The sequence below is a fragment of the Mesorhizobium sp. LHD-90 genome (genome assembly GCF_030929505.1).
In the GTDB taxonomy this organism is placed as follows: domain Bacteria; phylum Pseudomonadota; class Alphaproteobacteria; order Rhizobiales; family Rhizobiaceae; genus Kumtagia.
In genome coordinates, this window is sequence record NZ_JAVFVV010000019.1 from 14,255 (window position 1) to 37,374 (window position 23,120).

Genomic DNA, 23,120 nt, shown 5'->3' on the forward strand with positions numbered 1-23,120 from the left:
GGTCTAGTCCCCGAATGCCGGGGCGGTGCGATCGAGGATCGCATTGGCGCGTCCGACCGCCGCACGCGGGTCGACGCCGTCGCCGAACACCGCGCTGGAAAGCGCCACGAACTCCGCCCCGGTGGCGGCGACCGCCTCGACGGAGGCGACGTCCGAGCCGCCGAGCACGATGCAGGGAATCTCGACGACCGCCGCCCACCACTGACCGAGCGCGAGATTGCGGCGGTGCGGCTCCGGCTTGGTGTCGAAACCGAAGCGGCCGAAGAAAATATAATCGGGCTGGGTCTCGCCGAGTTCCAGCGCGTCGTCGCGGGTGGCCGCGCCGCCGGCGCCGACGATCATCTTGCCTTGCCAGCGCCCGACCGCCTCCCCGAGCTCGTCCTTGCCCGCCTGCAGATGGATGCCGTCGGCGCCGACGCGGCCGGCGATGCGGCTGTCGTCGGCGACGATGGCGGCGATGCCGGCGGTCTGGGCGAGACGCACGACCGGCGCGGCGAAATCCTGGAACGACGCTTCGTCGCCCCGCGCCGGGATGATGATCGAGGCGATGTCGCCGCCGGCCGCGGCCTCCAGCAGGCGCGGGCCAAACGTCTCGGCGCTTTCATCCCGCGGGGCGATCAGCACGAGGCGGCAGCGGTTCGGGGGCGATTTGTCGGTCATGTCGATGCGGCGCAGCGCCTTGTGATCTCGATTCAAGCGGAAGCGCGGAGCCATGCCGCGCGATCGTGTTTGCATTTTGGCATAGAGCAGGCGGCCGGTTTTGAACAGGGCGCACTCGCCAAAGCCGGCGGCGCGCGTTAGGAGAGGCGCGAAAGGCCCCTCCGCATGCTTCCTCTCCTCACCGACCCGTGGTTCTACGCCGCAGCGATCCCGGCCGTCATCCTGGTTGGCCTGTCGAAGGGCGGCTTCGGCGGCGCCGTGGGTTTCGTCGGCGTGCCGCTGATGTCGCTGGCGATCTCGCCGGTGCAGGCGGCGGCGATCCTGCTGCCGATCCTGGTTCTGATGGACATCGTCTCGCTGTGGAGCTGGCGCGGCGTCTACGACCGCGCCTTGCTGGGGTCGATGCTGCCCGGCTCGCTTGCCGGCATCGGCGCCGGCTGGCTGACAGCCTCGCTGGTGACGGCGGACATGGTGCGCCTCATCGTCGGGGCGGCGGCGCTGGTCTTCGTGCTGCGCTGGGTCTTCCAACAGCTTCGCCACGGCGCCGCCCACAGGGCGGAGCGCAACGGCGTCATGGCCGCATTCTGGGGAACCGTGGCCGGCTTCACCAGCTTCGTCGCGCATGTCGGCGGCCCGCCTTTCCAGGTCTACGCCCTGCCGCTCAGGCTCGACCCGAAGGTGCTGTCCGGCACCGCCGCCATCTTCTTCGCCGTCAGCAACGCCGTGAAACTCGGGCCCTATTTCGCCCTCGGCCAGTTCGACACGGCCAATCTCGCTGCTTCCTTTGCGCTGATGCCGATCGCGCCGTTGGCGACGCTTGCCGGCGCGTGGCTGGTGCGCCGCATGCGGCCGGAGATCTTTTATCCGTTCACCTACGCCACCGTCGCGCTGATCGCGGTGAAGCTGCTGTGGGACGGCGCAGCGCAGCTATTTTAGCAGCGCTGAGCGAGGCCGAACCTCCGGTCGAAATATTTCGTGATCGCGTCGCAGCCGAAAGCCCAAGGCTTTTCAACAGGCTCGCCACATCGCTGCCGCATCCGGCCGCCAGTGGCAGATTCGGGTAATGCGGCGGGAACTTTATCCGGACGAGGGGCTTTAACGCCGCGATGACCATTCGTGCGATCTCACAGCGGGACACCCGCATCGACGTGTTCAGAGCGCTGGCGCTGCTGACGATCTTCGTCAACCACGTGCCCGGCACGATCTTCGAGCACGTCACCCACAAGAATTTCGGTTTTTCCGATTCGGCCGAAGCCTTCGTGCTGATTTCCGGGATCGCGCTGGGGCTGGCCTACGGGATGAAATTCGAGCCCGGCAACCGGCTGCTGCTGACGCTGAAGGCGTGGCGGCGCGCCGGCACGCTCTATGTCGCCCATATCGTGACGACGGTGGCGACGCTGGCGATCTTTTCGGCCTCCGCGCTGTGGTTCGCGCGGCCAAAACTGCTGGAGATGATCAATATCGGCGCGCTGGTCGAGGACACGCCGCGTGCGCTGGTCGGTCTCGCCACGCTCGGGCACCAGGTCGGCTACAACAACATCCTGTCGATGTATGCCGCGGTGCTGCTGATCCTGCCGCTGTTCCTGCTGCTCAGTCGCATCAACCTGGTGCTGATGGTGACTGTATCGGGGCTGGTGTGGTTCGCGGCCGGCTACTGGCAGATCGCGCCGGAAAACTATCCGACCGACGGGTTCTGGTTTCTCAACCCGCTGTCCTGGCAGTTCCTGTTCGTGATCGGGATGGCCTGCATGCTGCACGTGCGGCGCGGCGGCACGATCTGCTACAGCACGCCGCTGGCGGCGATCTCGCTGGCCTACATCGTGCTTTCCTTCGTCTGGATCCGCTGGCATCTGTGGGGGCTGGAGGCTTCGGTCGACCTGCCTGTGGTGCTGGCCGGCTTCGACAAGACGTTTCTGTCGCTGCCGCGGCTGCTGCATGTGCTGGCGCTCGCATATCTGATCGTGGCGATCCCGTCGCTTTCCAACCTCGCCCGCACCAGCCCGGACAACCCGCTGGCGATCCTCGGAAAGCACTCGCTGCCGGTGTTTATCGCCGGCACGGTGCTGGCCATGGTGGCGCAGGTGCTGAAGGCCGTCTATGGCGGCCACCTGCTGTTCGATGCCAGCCTGATCGCCGCCGGCATGGCGCTGCAGTTCGCGCTCGCCTATTGGCTGGAATGGCTGCCGTCGATCGGCTGGGGCGGCAAGCGCCCGGCACAGCCGCGCGTTCCACAGGCCGAGGTTACGCGGGAGATGCAAGCGGGCTTGGTGCGAGCCTCCCCCTGAGCTGCGGCGCGGCGAACTCAAGGAAGGCACGCAGTTTGAGCGGCAAGAGCCCGTGGCCGGCATGCACCAGGCTCACCGGCAACGGCGCCGGCTCGAATTCCTGCAGCAGGATCGCAAGCCGTCCCTCCTCGACCGCGCTGGCCGCCTGATAGGAGAGAACACGCGTGATGCCGACGCCGGCGGCTGCGGCGTCGATGGCTGCCTCGGCGGTGTTGACGGTGAGACGCGGTTTGATGGGAACCGATATTTCGGACTTGCCGGCGCCGAAGGTCCAGGCCGCCAGGGAGTTCAGTCCCTCGAAGGTCACGCAGTCGTGCAGAGCGAGGTCGGCGGGCGTCTTCGGGGCGCCGTGCCGGGAAAGATGGCCGGGACTGGCGCAGATCACGCGCCTGACAGTGCCAAGCTGCGTGGCCACGAGGCTGCTGTCGGGGAGCTGGCCGATGCGCAGGGCGACATCGATATGGTCTTCGAGAAGATGCACCACCCGATCTGACAGAACCAGGCGCATGTCGATCTCCGGATAGGTTTTCAGGAAGTCCGACACGACGGGCAACACATGCAGACGGCCGAACACGACCGGCGCGGTCAGTGTCAGATCGCCACGTGGCGCGCTGTATTCGCCGCCAGCGGTCCGTTCCGCGTCGCCGACCTGTTCGAGGATACGCCGGCACGCCGCGACATAGGTTCTGCCTGCCTCGGTCAAGGTCAACTGGCGTGTCGAGCGATTGAGGAGGCGTGCCTTCAGATGTGCCTCCAGGCTGGAAATCTTCCGGCTGACACTGGCGAGCGGCATGCCCAGTCGCCGCCCCGCCGCCGAGAGGCTGCCGGCGTCGACCACGTCGAGGAGTACGGTCATGGCTTCGAGCCGGTTCATGATTCTTCCATTTTTCGGAAGGGCGACTATCAGTATCGCCATCTAATTCCGAATTTTGCAATGGCTTATATGAGGCTCGGATGCAGGGTTGCTTTCGGGCGAAATGGCCGGGCAAAGCGAAAAGACGGACCGGGCGCCTCGGTTCAGAGAGCGGCGCCCTCAAACAGGAGATGAACCGATGAGCCGACCGCCCTTGCCGCCATTTACAGCCGCGACCGCCGCGCAGAAGGCGCGGATGGCCGAGGATGCATGGAACAGCCGCGACCCCGCCAAGGTCGCGCTTGCCTATTCACTCGACAGCCGCTGGCGCAACCGCGCTGAATTCATTCAGGGCCGCGAGGCGATCGAAGCCTTCCTCCAGCGCAAATGGGGCCGGGAGTTCGAATATCGGCTGATCAAGGAGGTGTGGGCCTTTCACGACAACCGTATCGCCGTGCGCTTCGCCTATGAATGGCACGACGACAGCCGCAACTGGTTCCGCAGCTACGGCAACGAGAACTGGGAGTTCGACGGCGAAGGCCTGATGCGTCTGCGCATCGCCAGCATCAACGACCAGCCGATCGCCGAAAACGAACGCAAATATCACTGGCCGCTCGGCCGCCGGCCGGACGACCACCCATCGCTTAGCGACCTCGGCCTTTAGACAAGGCGGATCATGGACGGCGTTCCGTTCCCGCCAAGGGGATTTTCATGGACAGTCACCCGACCTATTCGAGCGACATCGCTTTCACGCCGTCGGTCAAGGCCGTGCAGAGCCGCAAGGGATCGCGAAATGCCTATGAGCGCGTCGAGGCGAATGGCGGCTGGCAGACCCGGATCATGCCGGACCTTGCCGCCTTCCTGGCGGAGCAGACCAGCGTGTTTCTCGGCACGGCCAGCCATGACGGCCAGCCCTACATCCAACACCGCGGCGGTCCGCCGGGGTTTCTCAAGGTACTCGGTGACACCACGATCGGTTTTGCCGACTATGCCGGCAACCGGCAGTACATCACCACCGGCAATCTCGCCGAGAACGCCAGGGCCTACCTGTTTCTGATCGATTATGCACACCGGCGGCGCGTCAAGATATGGGGCACGGCGCGGGTGGTGGAGGACGATCCGGAATTGGTCGGCCGGCTGATGCCGGAAGGATACAGGGCGCGCGGCGAGCAGGCGATCCTGTTCTCGGTGGGGGCCTGGGACGTCAACTGCCCGCAGCATATTCCACAACGTTTCGACGCGGCCGACGTTGCGGCGGCTCTCGCCGAGCGGGATGGCCGTATAGCTGCGCTAGAGGCTGAAATCGCGGCGCTGAGGGAAAACGCTTCCTCGCCAAGCGGCTGAATTGCGGCGGAAGGGTCTGCAATTCTGGAAGAGTTTGCATTAGGTTCCCCCACCAGGAGACAACGGGGGAAAACCTTGACCAATATCTACGAGATCGGGCTGGACCGGACCGCGGCCAACCACCAGCCGCTTACGCCGCTCACCTTGCTGGAGCGTGCGGCCAAAACCTATCCGGACCACACCGCGATCATCGACGGCAGATCGAAAACCAGCTACCGCGACTTCTGGCGGCGCTCCTTGCAACTCGCCTCGGCGCTGGCGCAAAAAGGCATCGGCAAGGGCGACACGGTCACCGTCATGCTGCCGAACACGCCGGCGATGCTGGAGGCGCATTTCGGCGTGCCGATGACGAAGGCCGTGCTGCATTCGCTCAACACGCGGCTCGACGCCGCGGTGATCGCCTTCCAGCTCGACCATGCCGAATCGAAGATCGTCATCGTCGACCGCGAGTTTTCCGGCGTGATGAACCAGGCGCTGGTGCTGGCCAAGGTCAAACCGCTGGTGATCGACTATGACGATCCCGAATATCCCCAGGACGCGCCCTATGCCAAGGGCGAACGGATCGGTTCGCTCGACTACGAGGCCTTCGTGCAGTCGGGCGATCCGGATTTCGCCTGGCAAATGCCGGACGACGAGTGGGACGCGATCTCGCTGAACTACACATCCGGTACCACCGGCAACCCGAAGGGCGTGGTCTACCATCATCGCGGCGCCACCCTGATGGCGCACACCAACACCGTCCATGCCGGCATGACCAAACACGCCGTGTATCTGTGGACGCTGCCGATGTTCCATTGCAACGGCTGGTGCTTTCCATGGACGCTGGCCGTGCAGGCCGGCACGCATGTCTGCCTGCGCTGGGTACGGCCGAAGGCGATGTATGATGCCATCGCCGACCACGGCGTCACCCATCTTTGCGGCGCGCCGATCGTCATGGCGACGCTGATCAACGCCGAGGAGAAGGACAAGCGCGCCTTTTCGCAGCAGGTGACCTTCAACACCGCGGCAGCGCCACCGCCTGAATCGGTGCTGTCGGGCATGGCTGACGCGGGCTTTGCCGTCACCCATCTCTACGGACTGACCGAGACTTACGGGCCCGCCGTGGTAAACGAGTGGCACGGCGAATGGGACGCGCTCGACCGCGGCGGCCGCGCCGCGAAGAAGGCGCGGCAGGGCGTGCGCTACGCCTCGCTGGAAGGGCTGACGGTGATGGACCCCGAAACGATGACGGAAACGCCGGCCGACGGCGAGACGCTGGGCGAGGTGATGTTCCGCGGCAACATCGTCATGAAGGGCTATCTGAAGAACCGCAAGGCGACCGACGAGGCTTTTTCGGGCGGCTGGTTCCATTCCGGCGATCTCGGCGTCATGCACCCCGACGGCTACATCCAGCTCAAGGACCGCTCAAAGGACATCATCATCTCCGGCGGCGAGAATATTTCGTCGATCGAGGTCGAGGAGGCGCTCTACAAGCATCCGGCGGTGGCCTTCTGCGGCGTGGTGGCGCGCGCGGACGACAAATGGGGCGAGGTCCCGGTGGCCTATGTCGAGCTCAAGCCGGGCAAGGCCGCGACGGAAGCCGAGATGATCGAGCATTGCCGTTCGTTGCTGGCGCGTTTCAAGGTTCCGAAAAGCGTGACATTCACCGAAATCCCCAAGACTTCCACGGGAAAGATCCAGAAATTCCGGCTGCGCGAGATGGCCAAAATCCGGGAATCGTAACCGGAGCGTAACGGCCCGTATCGTATTGTTGCGACGCCGGCATGAGTCCGAAACAGTACGGATGTCTAAGAGCCGTGTCCTGAACAAGGACTCTGACGGCATCCGCCGACAGACAGCCGGTCCGCGCGGGGCGACCGGCGTAGCTCCCTCGGTATTCGGACTGAAAAGGACAAAGCAATGCACGGCGTTGCACGGAATTTCTTCACGCTCGCCATCCTCTACGCGATCTGCGGCATGGCGCTCGGGCTGCATATGTCGATCACCCACGACCATTCGCAGATGCCGGTGCACGCGCACGCCATGGTGGCGGGCTGGCTGATGTCGGCGGTGTTCGCCTTCTTCTATCACCTCATGCCGGCGGCCGCGGCGTCGCGGCTCGCCGCCGTGCATTTCTGGCTGACGGCCGTCAGCGGCGTGGCGCTGATCGTCGGGCTCTATTTCCTGCTCGCCGGCAAGGCCGCGGTCGAACCGGTGGTGGCCACCGCGTCCATGGCCTTCTATGCCGGCATCCTGCTGTTTGCAGGAATCGCGTTTTCGGCGATGCGCAAGCCGGTTGGAGTGCAAACTGTCTCCCGATGATACAGTTTCGGGCCGGTCGGTAAAAAATAGTCCGGCCCGTTAAGCGTCCATTAAGCATTATGGTTCATTACTGTGCGTATCCAGTTATCTGGATTCTTACCGAGTGGTTGGAGCCACTTCGTTTGACGCCTCCCTGTTAACTCTCGAGAGCCGCGTTCCCGCGGCTCTTTTTTTTGTTCACGCTCCGGCGGCGACCGCGTTAACCCTTTATTAAACATGTCCTTGCCTTCGCCGGCGCGCGGGAGCATCTTTCGCAGGCGAGGGGAATCGGCAAAAAGCGCCATGTCCGGCAAACGAAGCCGGCGCGATTTTCCTCCGCCGGGGCGAGAATGACGGGCAGACTTTCGATGGGCAGCGGACAACCGATCAAGCTGGCGGAACGCCGGGTGTTCTCGGATTCCTTCAAGCCGCTCTATAATGAAGGCATGAGCCTGGTGGAGCGCGCCGCCGAATATCTCGACGGCCCTGGCCGCGTCGAGGCGCGGAAGCTGTCGCGCATGGCCGCCACGCTCTATGCCGCCGAATCGATGCGGCTGACCACGAGGCTGATGCAGATCGCCTCCTGGCTGCTGTTGCAGCGCGCCGCCAATTCCGGCGAGATGACACGCGACCAGGTCGCCTCGGAGAAATCCAAGGTGCGGCTGGATACGGCCTCGGCGCCGGACAACGCGATCGGCTGGAACGAATTGCCGGAAGCTTTTTTGGCGCTGGTCAACAACTCGCTCAGCCTGCAGAACCTGGTGCGGCTGATGGACGAGGAGATTTATGGGCGCAACGCCGGCATGACGGACATGCCCCCGCCGCGCCGCAGCAATCCGGTTTCCGACCAGATCAGCCTGCTCAACACGGCTTTTGCCCGCGGCTGACAAGATTCGGGTGAGGCCGGTCTGCAAATGGCGGCAGACTGCGCTTCCGGTGCTCACATACTTTAAGCACGCTCCGCTCGTCGCTTCGCGACCCCGCCTGCCACCATTTTCGACTCCGCCTGACCTGAATCTCAACAATCTGAACCGGCACGTTCGTTTTCGTTTCGTTCACATTTTCCTGACAGGCATGCGGCGAAGGGATAGGCTTCGCCCATGCAGGAAACGATTCGCATCATCGGCATAGACCCAGGCCTGCGGCGGACCGGCTGGGGCATCGTCGAGCAACAGGGCAGCGTGCTGCGCTTCGTCGCGTCCGGCACGGTGAAGTCGGACGAGAAGGCCGACCTTGCTGCGCGGCTCTGCCAGTTGCATGACGGGCTGTGTGCGGTGCTCGATGCGCACCGGCCGCGCGAGGCGGCGGTCGAGGCGACCTTCGTCAACAAGGACGCGACCGCGACGCTGAAGCTCGGCCAGGCACGCGGCATCGCCATGTTGGTGCCGGCCCGCGCCGGGCTGCCGGTTTCCGAATACGCGCCCAACGCGGTGAAGAAGGCGGTGATCGGCGTCGGCCACGGGGAGAAGCGGCAGATACACATGATGGTGAAAGTGCTGCTTCCCAAGGCGACATTCGAGGGCGACGACGCGGCGGACGGGCTGGCCATCGCCATATGCCACGCGCATCACCGGCAAAGCATAGGCTACCGGCTGGCGGCGCTGGCGGGCTGACATTGCATGGCGGTTGAGGAGTTGTCCTGGGCCAAGGGGGCATCTGAATGATCGGCAAGCTCAAGGGCGTGGTCGACGAGATCGGCGAGGATCACTGCACGGTCGACGTGCACGGCGTCGGCTATGTCGCGCATTGCTCGACGCGCACGCTGGCTTCGCTGCCCGGGGCCGGCGAGGCGGTGACGCTGTTCATCGAGACCTATGTGCGCGAGGACATGATCCGCCTCTACGGTTTTCGCACCGGACTGGAGCGGGAGTGGTTCCGCCTGCTGATGGGCAATGTGCAGGGCGTCGGCGCCAAGGTGGCGCTCTCGGTTCTGTCGACGCTGGAGCCGGCCGACCTCGCCAATGCCATTGCGCTGCGCGACATCGCCATGGTTTCGCGCGCTCCGGGCGTCGGCAAGAAGGTGGCGGAGCGCATCGTCACCGAACTCAGGACCAAGGCGCCGGCTTTCGCGGGCGCCGCGTCGGGCACGATCGGGCTGAAGCAGGAGCTTGGCGAGGGCGTCGCGCCGGCGCCGGTGGCCGATGCGGTCTCGGCGTTGACCAATCTCGGCTATTCGCGCGACACCGCGGCAAATGCCGTGGCGGCGGCGCTGAAGGCCGCGGGCGAGGGCGCGGATTCGGCGAAGCTGATCCGGCTGGGGCTGAAGGAACTGGCGCGGTGAGTTGCGAAGCGTTCTTATCCTTACTATTGTCAAGAAGTAAGGAATTCGGAGACAGGATCATGGGCGCCAGAGCTAAGATCACCTCCAAGGGGCAGATCACCTTGCCCAAGGAAGTACGCGACCGTCACCATCTTAAGCCGGGCGATATCGTGGAATTCGTAGAGCGCGACGGCGAAACGATCGTCAAGCCACGAAACATCCGGGCGGTCGATCTGGCGGGGATCCTGGGACCTCCACCCTCGGGAAAGGGGCTTTCCATCGAGGAGATCGATGAGGCCATCATGGACGCCGTGGTCGAGGACGACGAACGCATTCAGCGGGAATGGCACCAGGAGCGCGAGGCATCGCGTGATCGGCGTTGATACAAACGTCCTCCTGCGGCTTCTGATCGTCGACGATCCCGCCCAAAACGCGGCTGCGAAGGCCTTTTTCGGCCAGCGCTCGGCTGACGATCCCGCATTCATCAGCGGGATCGTGCTCGCCGAGACAGTATGGGTGCTGAGAAGGCGGTTGAGCTATTCGAGGCGGGATGTCGAGGATGTTGTTCGACGTTTGCTGAGCAGTGCCGAATTGGTTATCGAGGATGGCGCTCGACTGAGCTCATTGTTCTCGACATCGACCGGTCCCGGAACGGACATCGCTGATTTTCTGGTTGCGTGGGCATCGGAGAGGATGGGTTGCGGGCGTGTTGTTACCTTTGATGTGCGAGCCGCGCGCGCCATCCCCTCCATGGAATTGCTCGTATGAGCCAACCCGCCCGCCTCATCTCCTTCGAAAAGCGCGGTGAGGACGCCGATGCGACGCTGCGCCCGCAGACACTCGACGAGTTCGTCGGCCAGGCGGCGGCGCGCGCCAATCTCAAAGTGTTCATCGAGGCGGCAAAGGCGCGAGGCGAGGCGCTCGATCACGTGCTGTTCGTCGGGCCACCCGGGCTGGGCAAGACGACGTTGGCGCAGATCATGGCGCGCGAACTCGGCGTCAATTTCCGCTCGACCTCCGGTCCGGTCATCGCCAAGGCGGGCGACCTCGCAGCACTTCTGACCAATCTCGAGGACCGCGACGTTCTGTTCATTGACGAGATCCACCGGCTGAACCCGGCGGTGGAGGAAATCCTCTATCCCGCGATGGAGGATTTCCAGCTCGACCTGATCATCGGCGAGGGCCCCGCGGCGCGCTCGGTGAAGATCGAGCTGGCGCGCTTCACGCTGGTCGCCGCAACCACGCGGCTGGGGCTGCTGACCAACCCGCTGCGCGACCGTTTTGGAATACCGGTGCGGTTGAACTTCTATTCCGTCGAGGAACTGGAGAGCATCGTGCGGCGCGGCGCGCGCATTCTGCAGATGCCGATCGCCGACGACGGGGCGCTGGAGATCGCCAGGCGAGCGCGCGGCACGCCGCGCATCGCCGGCCGCCTGCTGCGGCGGGTGCGCGACTTCGCCAGCGTCGACGGCGCCGAAAAGGTGTCGCGAAAAGTGGCCGACGAGGCGCTGCGCCGGCTCGACGTCGACGCGCTCGGGCTGGACCAGCTCGACCGCCGCTATCTCACCATGATCGCGCAAAATTTCGGCGGCGGGCCGGTGGGTATCGAGACGATTTCGGCCGGCCTGTCGGAGCCGCGCGACGCCATCGAGGACATCATCGAACCCTATCTCATCCAGCAGGGTTTTATCCAGCGCACGCCGCGCGGCCGCGTGCTGACGGCCAACGCCTGGAAACATCTGGGCTTGGAGCCGCCGCGCAATCTCGCGGCAATTCAGGCGACTTTGTTCGAGGACGATGCGTAGGGCGCCGGGTTGCGTCAACCGGAGGCCTGGAACCGAGTTCGGCGACACGGAAACGGCGTTGTTCGCTTCTGCGCAAAAACTCCTGGACTTGGTCCGTTTGCCGACGCTTTGAAGCGGTCTGATATGCTCCTGCGACGGGCATCCTGCCCCTCCGCTTTCGGGGCATCCGATGATCACCAGGCGCGGCTTCTTGAAACTTGTCGGCGGGTCGCTGCTGGCGACGCTGGCGCTGGGCGGCTATGCCTTCGGCGTCGAGCCGCAGCTTCTGACGCGGGTTAAACGTTACGCGTTGAAGCCGCCAGGCTGGCCGGGCGATCTAAAACTGCGCATCGTGGCGCTCGCCGACATCCATGCCTGCCGGCCGTGGATGCCGCCCGAACGGATCGAGAGACTGGTGGAACACGCCAACGCGCTGGAACCGGACGTGATCGTGCTGCTCGGCGATTATGTCAGCGGTACGTCGCTTGCGACCGACTGGGTCAAGGCGGCCGAATGGGCGCCGCTGCTCGGCGGCTTGAAGGCGCCGCTCGGGGTGCATGCGGTGCTGGGCAACCACGACTGGTGGGAGGACCTTGCGGCGCAGAAGGCCGGGCGTGGGCCTACGATTGCCCGCTCGGAACTGGAGAAAGCGGGTGTCCCGGTATTGGAAAACGACGCCATCCGCCTGGAGAAAGACGGAAAACCGTTCTGGATCGCCGGGCTGGGCGACCAGCTTGCGCTGCGCCCCGGCAAGCGCTGGGGCCGCAAGGGATTTCGCGGATTGGATGATCTGGATGCGACGCTCGAAAAAATCACCGACCGCGCGCCGGCAATCCTGCTGGCGCACGAGCCCGACATCTTTCCGAAAGTGCGGCACCGCATCTCGCTGACGCTGTCGGGCCATACCCATGGCGGCCAGGTGCGGCTGCTCGGTTATGCGCCCGTCGTGCCGTCCCGCTTCGGCAACCGCTACGCCTACGGCCATATCGTCGAGGACGGCCGCCACCTGATCGTCTCCGGCGGGCTGGGATGCAGCATCCTGCCGGTGCGTTTCGGCATGCCGCCGGAAATCGTGCAGATCGATCTCGGGGACGCTTGAGCCGGCTCGGGTCGTCAGGGAAGCTCCTGCACCATGTCGAGCACATTCGGTTCGGCCTTCTTGCCCTCGAACGATTCGACGACGCCGAAGGCGCCGCCGTAACTCCAGATCGACCAGGCGTAGCCGTGCTTCTCAGCATTGCCGATCATGTCCTTGTAATAGGCGGCGCGCTGGCCCGGCGGCGCCACATAGGAGCCCTGCCATTCCTGGCGGATCATGCCGAACTCGCCGAGCAGGATGGTTTCGGGCGGAATGCCGTTCTTCTCGGCCCAGGCGGCAACGGTGGCGAACGGCTTGTCCATGACCGCCGACAGTTTTTCCTTCGTATCGATCTCGCCCAAAAGCTCGTCGAGATAGGATTTCATGCCGGCGCGGCCCGACCATGGCGCCTCGGCGTCGATGCGTTTCTTGATCGCAGCGACGATCGTGTCCAGCTCCTCGCGCGGCACTGCATAAGGCGGGTAGGGGATGCCCGATACGTAGCTGATGAAATCGCCCGTCCAGGTCGCGCCCTGATGCGTCAAAAGGAACGGGTCGTAGGCATGGAAACTCCACATCAGATTGTCGTCCGGAAAGGATTTCGGATCGAGCGCGGCCAGACCCCCGGCGCTGCCCCAGCAGGCGCCGGAAAGCACCAGCGTCAGCCGGGTCGCGGAGGACCGCGCCGCCGCGAACAGCCGGTGCAGCCTGTCGGCCCAGGCGCGCGCCTCGGCGCCCTCGCATTCGGTGGTCGGCTCGTTCATTAGTTCGAAGGCGACGCGTTCCGGGTCCTCCGCCGCCAGTGTGCGGGCCATGCGCCGCACCAGCTCGACATAGCGGTCGAACAGGGTGTCGTCGGAAAGCACCTCATTCGTGCCGAGCGAGCGGTTGCCGCCGGCCGGCACGAGATGCATGTCGACCACCACCTTCAACCCGGCGGTGTTGACCAGCCGCACCGAGTCGCGGACCGAAGCCAAAAGTTCCTCGGTCAGCCCGGCGGAGCGTTCCGACAGGAAGGGCAGCGGATCGACCGGCATGCGCACGAAATCGAAACCGTCGGCTTTCAAGGCCTCGAGGTCGGCGGCCTTCAAAAACTTCCGCCATTCGGGAAAGGGAAGGAGAAGGCTGCCGTCAGCCCATTTTTCTTCTGGCGGCCAAGTGGTCCAAATGTCGAGATTGATGCCGCGCTTGGCCGAAAAACTCGCGGCCGAGGCCGGCGCGGCGGCGCAGGCGAACAGCGCGGCCGCCAGCAGCCAGGCCTTGAACGGAGAAGTCATAAATGCCATCCGGTTTGGTCGCCGCGATTGGTGTCAGCAAGTCTTGGAAAAGGGAAGCGCGATGGGCGATCATGATGAAGAATCCGCCCTGACCGCGGGCTTGACCGGCATGCTGACCAGCGCTGGCCACCGGCTGGCGGCGCGTGTCTATTATGCCGACACCGATTTCTCCGGCGTCGTCTACCACGCCCGCTATCTCGAATTTTTGGAACGCGGCCGCTCGGATTTTTTGCGCATGGCGGGCGTGCATCACACCGAACTCGCTGATGGAAAGCATGGCGAGCGCATAAGCTGGGTGGTTCGGCGCATGGAGATCGATTTCGTCGCGCCGGCCCGCATCGACGACATCTTGACGGTGGACACTCGCACCGAAGAAATTTCCGGCGCGCGTATCTTCATGGCGCAGACTCTGTCGCGCAACGGCGAGATTCTGGTGAGGGCGCGGGTGGAAGCGGCGATCGTCGGCGAGAACGGGCGTCCGAGGCGCTTTCCAAAGGAGTGGCTGCCGGCCTTCATGTCGGAAGCCGGTGTCGGGAGATAAGACCTCAGCCTTTCCAGTGGTCCAGTTCTCGTTCGCTGAAGCGCCTTTTCCGCGCGCCGTTCCAAGTTATTCCCTTCTTGATGACGCGGGCCGGCGCACCGGCCAGGATCACCCCTTCCTCCTCGAACTGACCATTCACGAACGACATCGCCGCCACGACGCTGTCGGACGGAACGGTAGCGCCTTTGGTGATTATCGCCCTCAGGCCAACCCAGACATGGTCGCCGATCTGAATTGAAGCAGGTGTGTTCGTGCGCTTGCCGGTCCTGCGGTCGACGACGGAATGCGCGTCCGTCGTCCGGATTTCGATCTCGCGCGAGAACATGCACCGCTTGCCGATGCGGACATCGCAATTCTCGGCGCAAAGGATGTAAAGGCCCTTGGCGCCGGAATTGTCGCCGATGACAACGCTCTGGTCGTTGCCGCTCACGAAGATCTTTCCCTGAAAGGAGCAATCCACCCCGATCAGCACCCTGTTGTTGTCGCCCGCGAATTCTACCGTACCCTTGAATCGGGAGTCCTTTCCGATCCGAAAGAGGTTGCCGGTTCCGTTGGTCACAACGGCCCACCCTCGCAGGGAGCGCGCCTGGGATGCATCGAGCCGGCCGCCCCGGCCCATGCGGTTGAATATCGGCCACGACACAACGCGGTTCAGTGCGAACCAAATTGCGGCAAGATTGGTCGGGACGGTCATGGATTGCATATACTGCAACCGCGATTGGCGTGGGTAGCGATCGACCGTAAATTTTCGTCCGGTTGTGCAGGCATCCTCCAGCGTCGACATCCAGGCGCCGCGGGCGGTCCGATCCTAACATCTCGTTAACCATAACGGTCCATGAAGGAACTGGTGAAAATCGACGGCGAAGGCCGCCTTCGTTTCACCAAACTTTGTCTTGAAAAGGCCGCATCGGCACATTTCAGGGCAGGTGCGCCTAGCGCGCCGCGACACGACGGAACGGAATGCTGCCAAGGGGCTGGCCGGGGGCTGATGCCCGGATCTCTTTAAGGACTGTCTGACGATGGAAAACCTACCTCTCGCCGAGCCAGGCGTGCAGTTGTCAGTTTGGGCGTTGTTCCTGCAAGCCGGCTGGGTGGTCAAGCTGGTGATGATCGGCCTGCTCGCGGCGTCGATCTGGACCTGGGCGATCGTCGTCGACAAGCTGCTCGCCTATTCGCGTATGCGCCGTTCGTTGAACCGCTTCGAGCAGGTGTTCTGGTCGGGGCAGTCGCTCGACGATCTCTACCGCACGCTGTCGGAGCGCAAGCCGACCGGCATGGGTTCGATCTTCGTGGCCGCCATGCGCGAATGGAAGAAGAGTTTTGAGAAGGGCGCCAAGTCGCCCATCGGATTGCAGAATCGCATCGACAAGGCGATGGATCTTGCCCTCACCCGCGAGATGGAGCGGCTGGAAGGCCAGCTCGGCTTCCTCGCCACGATCGGCTCGGCCGGTCCGTTCGTCGGCCTGTTCGGCACGGTGGTCGGCATCATGACCTCCTTCCAGGCGATCGCCGGCTCGAAGTCGACCAACCTCGCCGTCGTCGCGCCCGGCATCGCCGAGGCGCTGCTCGCCACGGCGATCGGCCTGCTCGCCGCCATCCCCGCCGTCATCGCCTACAACAAGCTGTCGTCGGACGCCGGTAAGCTGGCTGTGCGCATGGAGGGATTCGCCGACGAGTTCTCGGCCATACTCTCGCGCCAAATCGATGAAAAAATCCCGCAGCAGCGGGCGGCCTGAGGACTGAACGATGGGAATGTCGGTAGGCGCGGCACGGTCGGGACGCGGCGGGCGCGGCCACAGGCGGCGAGGGCGCCATCATGGCCTGATGTCGGAAATCAACGTCACGCCCTTCGTGGACGTGATGCTGGTGCTGCTCATCATCTTCATGGTGGCAGCACCGCTGCTCACCGTCGGCGTGCCGATCGACCTGCCTGAGACGCAGGCCAAGGCGATGAACGCCGACACGCAGCCGATCACGATTTCGGTGAACCAGGCCGGCGAGATCCACCTGCAGGAGACGGTGATTCCGATCGACGAGGTGGTGCCGAAGCTGCAGGCGATCGCCAAGACCGGCTATGAGGAGCGCATCTTCATTCGCGGCGACAAGACCGCTGACTACGGCACCGTCATGAAGGTCATGGCCGAGATCAGCGCCGCCGGTTTCAAGAACATCGGCCTGGTCAGCCTGCCGGAACAGGGCACCTGAAACGGCAATGAAGGCCGGCCTTACAACATCGGTGGTCCTGCACGCGGCGGTGCTGGGCTTCGGCCTGTTCTCGCTGTCGGCGCCGGCGCCGCTCGAAGTCGCCGACGTCGAGGCCCTGCCGGTCGACATCGTGCCGCTTTCGGAGATGACGCAGATCCAGGAAGGCGACAAGAAGGCGCCTATGGCCGAAAAGGCGGCGCCGACGCCGACGGAGCGGCCGGACGTGGTCGAGAACGCTGAGAAGATCGGCGACAACGACATCGACACCGAAAACCCGCCGACGCCGGACGGCAAGCCCAAGCCGGTGAAGACGGCGGAGGCGGCCGCGCCCGCGCCCACGCCGGTGGCCAAGCCGGCGCTGGAAGACACGCCGAAACCCAAGGAAGAGCCGAAACCTGTCCCGGCGACAGAACTTGCGCCGGTGCCGGCGCCGCAAGAAGAGGTCAAGCCGGAGCCGGTCAAAGAGCCCGAGCCGAAACCCGAACCCGTCAAGCAGCCTGAACCGGCAGTCAAGCCGGAACCCAAACCCGAACCGGTGAAACAGGCGGAGCCGAAACCCGCCGAACAACCGGAGGAGACGGTCGCAGCCATCGAACCGGTCAAGCCGGACGCCATCGCCGAGGCGATTGCCGAGGAGAAGCCGGCGCCGGCCGAGGAGAGCGTGCAACTGCCGAGCAGCGCACCGGCGCCGCAGGCGAAACCGCGCCCGGCGGAGGCGCAGACGGCGAAGGCGAACGAGCGCAAGGCATCGGAAAAGCCGGTCAAGGAAGCTTCATCTAAGCCGAAATCGGACGACACCGGGTCGATCGAGGATCAGATCAACAGCGTGCTGAACAAGGACAAGGCCAAGGGCGGCGGAGCCAAACGCTCGACGCAGACGTCCGCGCTGGGTGGCGAGAAGAACAAGGGCGGCAAACTGTCGAGGGGCGAGGAGGATGCCTTCCTGCGCCAGTTGCAGAATTGCTGGAGCGTGCCCGCCGGCGCCGAGAATGGAGACAGCCTGACCGCGGTCGTCGCCTTCCAGGTGGACCCGGGTTCGCTGAAAGTCACCGGCCGGCCGCAGGTCGAAACCTCCAGCGGCAACCGCGCCTTCGACCAGAGCGCGGTTCGCGCCATCATGAAATGCAGCGACCAGGGCCTGCAACTGCCGCTGGGCAAGGAAGACATCTGGTCGGACGTTGCCATCACCTTCGACCCGCGCGGCATGTATTTCTGAGCCGCAGCTAGGCCAAACGGAATGAAGAGGTTTTGTATCGATGCATAAGCTGCTGAGAGCAATCGTATCAATCGGTCTGCTGGCCGCCGGCATGCTCGGCGCCTTCGTGCCGGCCGCGCAGGCCCGGCTCGAACTGACGCTGGACAGGGGCGTCGTCGAGCCGATGCCGATCGCCATCACCGATTTCCTCGGCCAGGGTCTCGGCGCGGAGATTTCGCAGATCGTCGCCGCCGACCTGCAGCGGTCCGGCCTGTTCGCGCCGATCGACAAGGGCGCCTTCATCGAGAAAATCTCGAATCCGGACGCGGTGCCGCGTTTCGACGACTGGAAGGTCATCAACGCGCAGGCGCTGGTGACCGGCCGCGTCACCCAGGAGGGCGACGGGCGCATCCGCGCCGAGGTCCGGCTCTGGGACACGTTCGCCGGCGAGCAGTTGATCGGCGAGCAGTTCTTTTCCAGCCCACAGAATTCGCGCCGCGTCGCCCACATCATCGCCGACGCCATCTATGAAAAGATCACCGGCGAAAAAGGCTATTTCGACACGCGCGTCGTTTTCATCGACGAGTCCGGCTCCAAGAACGACCGCAAGAAGCGGCTGGCCATCATGGACCAGGACGGCGCCAATGTACGCTATCTGTCGGACGGCCGCGCCATCGCGCTGACGCCGCGCTTCTCGCCGACGCGCCAGGAAATCACCTACATGTCCTATGAAAGCGGCCAGCCGCGCGTCTATCTCTTGCAGATCGAGACCGGGCAGCGCGAACTCGTGGGCAATTTCCCGGGCATGACCTTTGCGCCGCGCTTCTCGCCGGACGGGCAGAAGGTGATCATGAGTCTGCTGCGCGACGACGGCAATTCCAACATCTACGCCATGGACCTGCGCAGCCGCACGACGACCCGGCTGACCGATTCCAATTCGATCGACACCTCGCCCTCCTACTCGCCGGACGGATCGCAGGTCGTGTTCACCTCGGACCGCGGCGGACAGCCGCAAATCTACGTGATGGGCGCCGACGGCTCGGGCCAGACCCGCATCTCCTTCGGCGGAGGCAGCTATTCGACACCGGTGTGGTCGCCGCGCGGCGACCTGATCGCCTTCACCAAGCAGGCCGGCGGCGAGTTCCAGATCGGCGTGATGCGCACCGACGGTTCGGGAGAGCGCATCCTGTCGTCGGGCTTCCAGCAGGAAGGGCCGACCTGGGCGCCCAACGGCCGCTACATCATGTTCTTCAAGGAGGCGGCCGGCTCCGGCGGCCCGCGCTTGTTTTCGATCGACCTCACCGGCCGCAACGAACAGCCGATCCCTACCTCGCATTTTGCGTCCGACCCGGCGTGGTCGCCGCTGCTCGAATAGAGCCATATTGATATTCAGGTGAGGCTGGCCTGCAAATGGCCATTTTCGGCTCAGCCCGACCTGAATCTCAATACGCCCCGACCTTCTCAAGAAGACCGACATTTGGTCGCAACGCGGCGAAGTTTCACTACCTCGCCGCCTTTTCGTCGCATTTCCGCCTAGGGTGCGCGCGACTTCTGGCATGGGCGGCGGGCCGTGGACGGCGGCCTGAAAGAGAGCGTTAACCATGTCCCTTGAGCGACGGTTAACCCAAACGTGGTTACTCAACGCTCAATGATTTCACTCGAATCCGAACTAAGGAGAGGCGGATGATGCGCCGCATCGCAAAGCTTACAACCAATCCGGTCATGATTGCGCTGGTCGCGACCCTCGCCATAGCGGGCTGCGCCAACAAGAAGACGCCGAACAATGCGGCCGAACTCGGCCTCGGCGCCGGCGCGGCGACGCCTGGCTCGGCGCAGGATTTCACCGTCAATGTCGGCGACCGCATCTTCTTCGACACCGATTCGTCCGCCATCCGCGCCGACGCCCAGCAGACGCTGACCCGCCAGGCGCAGTGGCTGAACAAGTACAGGCAGTACGCGATTGTCGTGGAAGGCCATGCCGACGAACGCGGCACGCGCGAGTACAATCTGGCGCTGGGCGCTCGCCGCGCCGCGGCGACGCGCGATTTCCTCATCGCCCGGGGTGTGGCCGGCGGCCGCCTGAAGACCATCTCCTACGGCAAGGAGCGTCCGGTCGCGGTCTGCGACGACATCTCCTGCTGGTCGCAGAACCGCCGCGCCGTCACCACGCTGAGCGGCGCCGGAAGCTGATTGCCTCTGAACCCGGCTCGACGAACCTGCAACGGCGGCCTTCGGGCCGCCGTTTGCGCTTCCAAGGCAGTGTGGTATGAAAGCCACATGAGCGACGAGCCCGACAATCTCATCCTGCGGATGCTGCGCGATTTGCGCGCGGAGATCGGCGATATGCGATCGGAGATGGCGACCAAACGCGATCTGGTGGGGTTGGGGGCGGAACTCCGCTCGGAAATGCATTCGCTGCGGGCAGACGTCGCCTCCGACATTGCCACCTTGCAGGCCGAGGACAAGACAACCCGCAAGGAATTGGGCGACCAGATCGTCGGGTTGCGGCGCGCGGTGATGGAATATCACAGTTCGGTCATCGGCCATGGCGTGCTGATCAGCGAATTGGAAGCCCGGATGCGGCGCGTCGAGCAGCATCTTGACCTGCCGGCCCTGGACCCGAATTGATCCTCGGACGCCCCGGTTCAAAGGCGCCTTGCGCGAAACAAAATTTGGCCGAAGTCTCGCGGCCTGATAGAAAGCCGATGCGTGCCGCGTCGGAATGCGTATTGCTTCGTTCCTGTGGCTCGCCCAACCGCAGCCTCCAGCAGCCATGAGACGCCCATGTATTTTCGATCCATCCTGAGCGGCACGCTCGCCGCCATGTTCCTTTCGGTCGTAGCCGCCGAGGCGCGCGACGTTGCCGCCGCCGACCACGGGATCTCGGTGCAGCATCCGGCGTCGGGGCTGCCGGGTGTGTTCGACGCCGCCCCGGCCGAGAGGGGCTATCAGGTGGCGCAGGCAGCCGATCCACGCGTCGGCGCGCTGGAGGAGCAGATCCGCAAGCTCAACGGGACGATCGAGGACCTCAACTACCAGGTCATCCAGTTGCAGGAGCAGATCCGCAAGATGCAGGAGGACAACGAGTTCCGCTTCCAGGAACTCGAGAAGAAGTCCGATGCACGCGCTGGCGGAGGCAACCGCGCCGTCGCCGGCGGCACGACCGCGCCGGCGACGGAGGACAAACCCGCTGGCGACAGTGTCGAGGGCGTGATCGCCAACGACACGACCAATGCGACCGGATCCGGTCTCGGCGCGTCGGAGAAGACATTCGGCACGATCACGGTCGACAAGAACGGCAACGTGCGTTCGGTCGATCCCGGCGCCGGCGCGAATCCTGCCGCGCCAAGCGCCGGCGCGCCTGCCGGCAAGGAGAACGGCTCGGTGGTGGCGGCGCTGCCGCCCACCGACGATCCGGAAGAGCTCTACCGCAACTCCTACCAGTTCATCCTATCCGGCGACTATGCGACGGCCGAGACCGGTTTTCGCAACCACATCGAACGTTTCCCGCAGAACGAACGGACTGCCGACGCGCAGTTCTGGCTGGGCGAGGCGCTGCTGGGGCAGAAGAAATACCGCGACGCGGCCGAGACCTTCCTCGCCGCCAGCAAGGCTTACCCGAAGGCCAAGAAGGCGCCCGACATGCTGCTCAAGCTGGGCGTGTCGATGGTCGGCCTGAACCAGCGCGAAGTGGCCTGCGCGACCTTCAGCGAGGTCGGCAAGCGTTATCCGAACATCTCCTCGGCGCTGAAAGAGCGCGTCAAACAGGAACAGGCGCTCGCCGCGTGCTAGAGCAGTTTGCATTCAGGCCGGCCCATTCTGCCGGCGACGGTTTGGGCCAAATCCGTCGGGCTTCGTCTTGTCCGGGCATTAGCCCGGCCGGCGCCAAAGCCTTCGACCTTGGCCCAAACCGTCGCCGGCAGAATGGGCCGGCCTGAATGCAAACTGCTCTAAGCCCGCCGGGCGAGCTTCTCGCTCCTTTCAGCGCTTTTGCATTCGAGCGCCGCACCGCAGTCGTCGCAGCGGTTTCCGGCGGAAGCGATTCGACAGCCCTGCTGCTTCTTCTCAAACGCCACATCGACCGTTTCGCGCGTCCCGTCCGTTTGATCGCGGTGACGGTGGACCATGGCCTGCGGCCCGAGGCGGCCGGCGAGGCGCGAGCAGTCGGACGGCTGGCCGCGAAGCTCGGCGTCGAGCACCGCATCCTGCGATGGACAGGTCCGAAACCCGAGACCGGCGTGTCGGCGGCGGCACGCGAGGCGCGCTACCGGCTGCTGGCGCAGGCGGCTGAGGAAGCCGGCACCGATATCGTCGTCACGGCGCACACCGCCGACGACCAGGCCGAGACCGTGTCGATGCGCCGGCGGCGCGGCGACGGGATGGGGCTCGCGGGCATGGCGCCTGCGACGCTGTTCGATGGAAAGGTCTGGATCGCGCGGCCCTTGCTCGAAACGCGGCGCGAGACCTTGCGCGACTTTCTCACGGCGAGCGCCGTCGGCTGGTTCGACGATCCGAGCAATGTCGATCCGCGTTCGGAGCGGGCGCGGGTCAGGGCGGAACTGAGTTCTGGCGAGCGTGCGGATGATGCATTTCGCGACCTGCTCGAGCTTGCGAAGCGTTCGGCCGGGCAGCGGATCGACGTTGGACGCCGCGCCGCCTCGCTCGTCACAGCCCTTGCGCGCGAAGTGGAGCCGGGCCTTATCTTGCTAGACCGCTCCTTGCTGACGGCCGAGGACGGTGTGGCGGCCGCCTTCGCGCTGCGTGTCCTGCTGGCGGTAAGCGGCGGTGCTGCGCTGCTGCCCGACGAACAGCGGACGCAGTCGTTGCTGGAAAAGCTCGGAAAGCCACCCTGCCGCGCCACTTTGTCGCGAGCGCTGATCGCGTCGCGCCGCGACGGCATCTGGGTGGCGCGCGAGCAGCGGTCCCTGCCGACGCCGCAGGCGGTGTACGACGGCATGATCTGGGACGGACGGTTCCGACTGTCAGGGCCTCGGTCCGGCAGTGCGACGATAGCTGCCGTGGGCGCCGGCAACGCGCGCCGGACCGCGGCCGGCGACGGCCTTCCCGGACAACTGGCGCGCGCCGCGCGGGCAGCGCAACCGGCCCAGGAGGGGACGGACGGATGGCAGGCGGCACCGGTCGCCGGGCCCTATGCGCGCTTCCTGTCGGCCTTCGATCTCGACATGGCGCGCGCCGTTTCGTCGCTGGTCGGCGGGTCCGCAATTCCCGATCCGCCATGCGCCGGTCACAATGTCGGAAGAGCTTAACCGCTCGGAGGGGTTTTGCTTGGCAATATGGGCTGCTCTCCCTATGTTAGGCGGGACCAAACGTTACTCTGGACGCATGCCCGGTTTCGGG

At 64.8% G+C, this 23,120-nt stretch carries 26 protein-coding genes; 22 read left to right on the forward strand and 4 right to left on the reverse strand.

The window, feature by feature from the left end; translation table 11 throughout:
* Positions 1 to 3: 3 nt before the first annotated feature.
* Entirely contained in the window at positions 4 to 660 is a 657-nt protein-coding gene (locus RB623_RS23325; protein WP_308059558.1) for a thiamine phosphate synthase, read from the reverse strand.
* A 165-nt stretch (positions 661 to 825) separates the two neighbouring features.
* Here RB623_RS23325 and RB623_RS23330 point away from each other — a divergent pair, with 165 nt between their 5' ends.
* Together RB623_RS23330 and RB623_RS23335 are read left to right on the forward strand one after the other, a co-directional pair.
* Positions 826 to 1,596, forward strand: coding sequence for a sulfite exporter TauE/SafE family protein (locus RB623_RS23330; RefSeq protein WP_308059420.1), 771 nt, complete (start codon positions 826 to 828; stop codon positions 1,594 to 1,596).
* A gap of 170 nt (positions 1,597 to 1,766) precedes the next feature.
* The gene (locus RB623_RS23335; RefSeq protein WP_308059421.1) at positions 1,767 to 2,945 is read left to right on the forward strand and encodes an OpgC domain-containing protein; all 1,179 of its coding nucleotides are present in this window, start codon (positions 1,767 to 1,769) and stop codon (positions 2,943 to 2,945) included.
* Here RB623_RS23335 and RB623_RS23340 read toward each other — a convergent pair.
* Positions 2,902 to 3,819: a LysR family transcriptional regulator gene (locus RB623_RS23340; RefSeq protein ID WP_308059422.1), complete on the reverse strand. Its 918-nt coding sequence runs from the start codon at positions 3,817 to 3,819 to the stop codon at positions 2,902 to 2,904. The two genes, RB623_RS23335 and RB623_RS23340, sit on opposite strands and share 44 nt — an antisense overlap.
* 178 nt (positions 3,820 to 3,997) lie before the next feature.
* Between RB623_RS23340 and RB623_RS23345 the strand changes: the two genes are divergently transcribed.
* The 11 genes from RB623_RS23345 (at position 3,998) to RB623_RS23395 (ending at position 12,565) form a co-directional block, all read left to right on the forward strand.
* Positions 3,998 to 4,462 (forward strand): DUF1348 family protein, encoded by a 465-nt coding sequence (locus RB623_RS23345; protein ID WP_308059423.1) that lies wholly within the window; start codon positions 3,998 to 4,000, stop codon positions 4,460 to 4,462.
* Between the two features lie 47 nt (positions 4,463 to 4,509).
* A complete protein-coding gene (locus RB623_RS23350) occupies positions 4,510 to 5,142 on the forward strand; it encodes a pyridoxamine 5'-phosphate oxidase family protein (protein ID WP_308059424.1) in 633 nt (210 codons plus the stop codon).
* Between the two features lie 75 nt (positions 5,143 to 5,217).
* Positions 5,218 to 6,864, forward strand: a complete 1,647-nt coding sequence (locus RB623_RS23355) for an acyl-CoA synthetase (protein WP_308059425.1) — start codon at positions 5,218 to 5,220, stop codon at positions 6,862 to 6,864.
* Between the two features lie 177 nt (positions 6,865 to 7,041).
* Positions 7,042 to 7,443: a hypothetical protein gene (locus RB623_RS23360; protein ID WP_308059426.1), complete on the forward strand. Its 402-nt coding sequence runs from the start codon at positions 7,042 to 7,044 to the stop codon at positions 7,441 to 7,443.
* A 329-nt stretch (positions 7,444 to 7,772) separates the two neighbouring features.
* Entirely contained in the window at positions 7,773 to 8,309 is a 537-nt protein-coding gene (locus RB623_RS23365; protein WP_308059427.1) for a DUF1465 family protein, read from the forward strand.
* A gap of 213 nt (positions 8,310 to 8,522) precedes the next feature.
* A complete protein-coding gene (ruvC, locus tag RB623_RS23370) occupies positions 8,523 to 9,035 on the forward strand; it encodes a crossover junction endodeoxyribonuclease RuvC (RefSeq protein ID WP_308059428.1) in 513 nt (170 codons plus the stop codon).
* Positions 9,036 to 9,082: 47 nt separating this feature from the next.
* Positions 9,083 to 9,703, forward strand: coding sequence for a Holliday junction branch migration protein RuvA (gene ruvA, locus RB623_RS23375; RefSeq protein WP_308059430.1), 621 nt, complete (start codon positions 9,083 to 9,085; stop codon positions 9,701 to 9,703).
* Between the two features lie 59 nt (positions 9,704 to 9,762).
* The gene (locus tag RB623_RS23380; RefSeq protein WP_308059431.1) at positions 9,763 to 10,065 is read left to right on the forward strand and encodes an AbrB/MazE/SpoVT family DNA-binding domain-containing protein; all 303 of its coding nucleotides are present in this window, start codon (positions 9,763 to 9,765) and stop codon (positions 10,063 to 10,065) included.
* A complete protein-coding gene (locus RB623_RS23385) occupies positions 10,052 to 10,450 on the forward strand; it encodes a PIN domain-containing protein (RefSeq protein WP_308059432.1) in 399 nt (132 codons plus the stop codon). The genes RB623_RS23380 and RB623_RS23385 overlap by 14 nt, the downstream gene beginning before the upstream one ends.
* Positions 10,447 to 11,487, forward strand: a complete 1,041-nt coding sequence (gene ruvB, locus RB623_RS23390) for a Holliday junction branch migration DNA helicase RuvB (RefSeq protein ID WP_308059433.1) — start codon at positions 10,447 to 10,449, stop codon at positions 11,485 to 11,487. Before RB623_RS23385 ends, ruvB begins: the two co-directional genes overlap by 4 nt.
* A gap of 169 nt (positions 11,488 to 11,656) precedes the next feature.
* On the forward strand, positions 11,657 to 12,565 hold the full coding sequence (locus tag RB623_RS23395; RefSeq protein WP_308059434.1) for a metallophosphoesterase: 909 nt from the start codon (positions 11,657 to 11,659) through the stop codon (positions 12,563 to 12,565).
* 14 nt (positions 12,566 to 12,579) lie between these two features.
* Here RB623_RS23395 and RB623_RS23400 read toward each other — a convergent pair whose 3' ends face one another.
* The gene (locus tag RB623_RS23400; RefSeq protein WP_308059435.1) at positions 12,580 to 13,830 is read right to left on the reverse strand and encodes a cellulase family glycosylhydrolase; all 1,251 of its coding nucleotides are present in this window, start codon (positions 13,828 to 13,830) and stop codon (positions 12,580 to 12,582) included.
* Positions 13,831 to 13,882: 52 nt separating this feature from the next.
* Here RB623_RS23400 and ybgC point away from each other — a divergent pair, with 52 nt between their 5' ends.
* Positions 13,883 to 14,362, forward strand: a complete 480-nt coding sequence (gene ybgC, locus RB623_RS23405; RefSeq protein WP_308059436.1) for a tol-pal system-associated acyl-CoA thioesterase — start codon at positions 13,883 to 13,885, stop codon at positions 14,360 to 14,362.
* A gap of 4 nt (positions 14,363 to 14,366) precedes the next feature.
* Here the strand turns inward: ybgC and RB623_RS23410 are convergent, their stop codons facing one another.
* The gene (locus RB623_RS23410) at positions 14,367 to 15,146 is read right to left on the reverse strand and encodes an acyltransferase (RefSeq protein WP_308059437.1); all 780 of its coding nucleotides are present in this window, start codon (positions 15,144 to 15,146) and stop codon (positions 14,367 to 14,369) included.
* Positions 15,147 to 15,381: 235 nt separating this feature from the next.
* On the opposite strand from RB623_RS23410, the gene tolQ reads away from it, so the two are divergent.
* From tolQ to tilS, 8 genes are all read left to right on the forward strand, one after another.
* On the forward strand, positions 15,382 to 16,098 hold the full coding sequence (tolQ, locus tag RB623_RS23415; RefSeq protein WP_308059438.1) for a protein TolQ: 717 nt from the start codon (positions 15,382 to 15,384) through the stop codon (positions 16,096 to 16,098).
* A 10-nt stretch (positions 16,099 to 16,108) separates the two neighbouring features.
* Positions 16,109 to 16,567 carry a protein TolR gene (gene tolR / locus RB623_RS23420; protein ID WP_308059439.1) on the forward strand — a complete coding sequence of 153 codons (459 nt, stop codon included), beginning with the start codon at positions 16,109 to 16,111 and terminating at the stop codon, positions 16,565 to 16,567.
* A 7-nt stretch (positions 16,568 to 16,574) separates the two neighbouring features.
* Positions 16,575 to 17,783 carry a TonB C-terminal domain-containing protein gene (locus RB623_RS23425; protein WP_308059441.1) on the forward strand — a complete coding sequence of 403 codons (1,209 nt, stop codon included), beginning with the start codon at positions 16,575 to 16,577 and terminating at the stop codon, positions 17,781 to 17,783.
* Between the two features lie 91 nt (positions 17,784 to 17,874).
* Positions 17,875 to 19,137, forward strand: a complete 1,263-nt coding sequence (gene tolB, locus RB623_RS23430; RefSeq protein WP_308059559.1) for a Tol-Pal system beta propeller repeat protein TolB — start codon at positions 17,875 to 17,877, stop codon at positions 19,135 to 19,137.
* Between the two features lie 311 nt (positions 19,138 to 19,448).
* Complete coding sequence (gene pal, locus RB623_RS23435; protein WP_308059561.1) at positions 19,449 to 19,952, forward strand: peptidoglycan-associated lipoprotein Pal; 504 nt, start codon at positions 19,449 to 19,451, stop codon at positions 19,950 to 19,952.
* Between the two features lie 87 nt (positions 19,953 to 20,039).
* Positions 20,040 to 20,390, forward strand: coding sequence for a hypothetical protein (locus RB623_RS23440; protein ID WP_308059442.1), 351 nt, complete (start codon positions 20,040 to 20,042; stop codon positions 20,388 to 20,390).
* A gap of 156 nt (positions 20,391 to 20,546) precedes the next feature.
* Positions 20,547 to 21,554: a tol-pal system protein YbgF gene (gene ybgF / locus RB623_RS23445; RefSeq protein WP_308059443.1), complete on the forward strand. Its 1,008-nt coding sequence runs from the start codon at positions 20,547 to 20,549 to the stop codon at positions 21,552 to 21,554.
* A 146-nt stretch (positions 21,555 to 21,700) separates the two neighbouring features.
* Positions 21,701 to 23,029: a tRNA lysidine(34) synthetase TilS gene (gene tilS, locus RB623_RS23450; protein ID WP_308059444.1), complete on the forward strand. Its 1,329-nt coding sequence runs from the start codon at positions 21,701 to 21,703 to the stop codon at positions 23,027 to 23,029.
* Positions 23,030 to 23,120: the final 91 nt, after the last annotated feature.